The organism is Ilumatobacter nonamiensis YM16-303, from assembly GCF_000350145.1.
Lineage (GTDB): Bacteria > Actinomycetota > Acidimicrobiia > Acidimicrobiales > Ilumatobacteraceae > Ilumatobacter_A > Ilumatobacter_A nonamiensis.
Window position 1 is genome coordinate 1 of record NZ_BAOL01000356.1, and the last position, 1,590, is coordinate 1,590.

The window sequence follows — 1,590 nt, forward strand, 5'->3', positions numbered from 1 at the left end:
CGTTCTCGTGAACAGTTCCCGCGCTCCGTGGGCGAACTGTTCACGAGAACGTGGGGTCGATGGTGGCGATGTAGATCGTGCTGTCGGTGGGCGTACCCGTCAGGACGTTGTCGAAGGTGATGACCTCGGCTGCGGCGCGGTCGAACGCGTCGGCGAGGACCTCGACGAACCGGTCGTCGGGAGGATCGTTCGACCAGAGCGAGAACACCCCGCCGGGTCGCACGCATGAGGCGAGTCGTGCCATCCCGGCCGGCTCGTAGAACGCGGCATTCTTCGGGTCGAGCAGGTGACGGGGTGAGTGGTCGATGTCGAGCAGCACGGCATCGAATGCGGTCGGAGCACCATCGTCGAACGCGAAGTCCGCGGCCGCGAGCTCGAAGAAGTCGGCATGCACGAACTCGCATCGTCCGTCGTCCGTCAGCGCCGTGCCGAGGGGAACGAGCCCTCGACGATGCCAGTCGATCACCGGAGCCAATGCGTCCACGACTCGCAGTGAGCGCACGCGCGGATCGTCGAGCGCTGTGCGGGCGGTGTAGCCGAGTCCCAATCCGCCGACCACGACGTCGAGCGGGTCGTTGGCCGTGGCGGCCAGTCCCAGCGTCGAGACGGCCTCCTCCCCATCGGTGATGAGGCTCGACATCAGTCCGTCCTCGCCGATCTTCACCTCGAACACATCGATCTGCAGCGTCGGCTCGAGGCGGCGGCGGAGGCTGATCTCGCCGATCGGCGTGGCCTGCCGGTCGAGTTCCTCGAACAGCCGACTCATGCGCCGGCGGCCGACGGCGCGTCGTCGCGTCGGGACCCTGCGACCAGCAGGAACCACGGGCGGTGGAGTTCGTCGGCGAGTTCGGGGCGCTCGCGGATCTGTCCCGCACTCGGTCCCCATTCGTCGATGCGGTCGATGGTGAATCCGGCAGCGACGAGGGTGTTCAGGTAGGTCGCGACCGAGCGGTGCTGTTTGATCACGCCGTCGACGAACCAGGTCGTGACCCGTTCGCCCTCGACGAGGTAGTTCTCGAGCGGCCAGATCCGGCGGCCGTCAGCGCTCGTCTCCAAGTGCTGCGACGACGGGGCGCTCAGGATCGGATGCTCGACCGAGAACACGATGCGACCTCCGGGCACCGTTGCGTGTGCGACCGTCGAGAACAGCCGACTGATGTCCTCGACGTAGTGGAACGTGAGCGAACTGAAGGTCAGATCCACTGAACCGCGGGGGAGTGACAGTTGGTCGAGGTCGACGAGTTGGTACTCGATCGCCGCCGACGCCGTGTCAGCGCGCGCCCGCTTCAGCATCTCGGTCGACACGTCGACACCGAGTACGGAGTCCGCACCGTGTTCGTCCGCCCACCGGCTGAACCACCCGAAGCCGCATCCGAGATCAGCGACGCGCAGACCCGCCAGATCGTCGGGCAGCATCGACCGTAGGACCGGCCATTCAGGAGCTCCGTCGAGTCCGCGGACCTGACGGTCGAGCGTGACGTATCCGGCCAGGAACGCGGGATCGTCGTAGATGTTCTGGGCCATCGGGCTCGTCACCCTACTCATCGCGTCGAACCGACCGTTCTCGTGAACAGTTCGCGCACGGAGCGC

The 1,590-nt window shown here is 66.5% G+C and carries 2 protein-coding genes; both read right to left on the bottom strand.

What is annotated here, in order from left to right; genetic code table 11:
• Positions 1-40: 40 nt before the first annotated feature.
• Positions 41-766, bottom strand: a complete 726-nt coding sequence (locus tag ON45_RS20630) for a polyamine aminopropyltransferase (protein WP_040496704.1) — start codon at positions 764-766, stop codon at positions 41-43.
• The gene (locus tag ON45_RS20635) at positions 763-1,524 is read right to left on the bottom strand and encodes a class I SAM-dependent methyltransferase (protein WP_040496706.1); all 762 of its coding nucleotides are present in this window, start codon (positions 1,522-1,524) and stop codon (positions 763-765) included. The genes ON45_RS20630 and ON45_RS20635 overlap by 4 nt, the downstream gene beginning before the upstream one ends.
• Positions 1,525-1,590 lie beyond the last annotated feature (66 nt).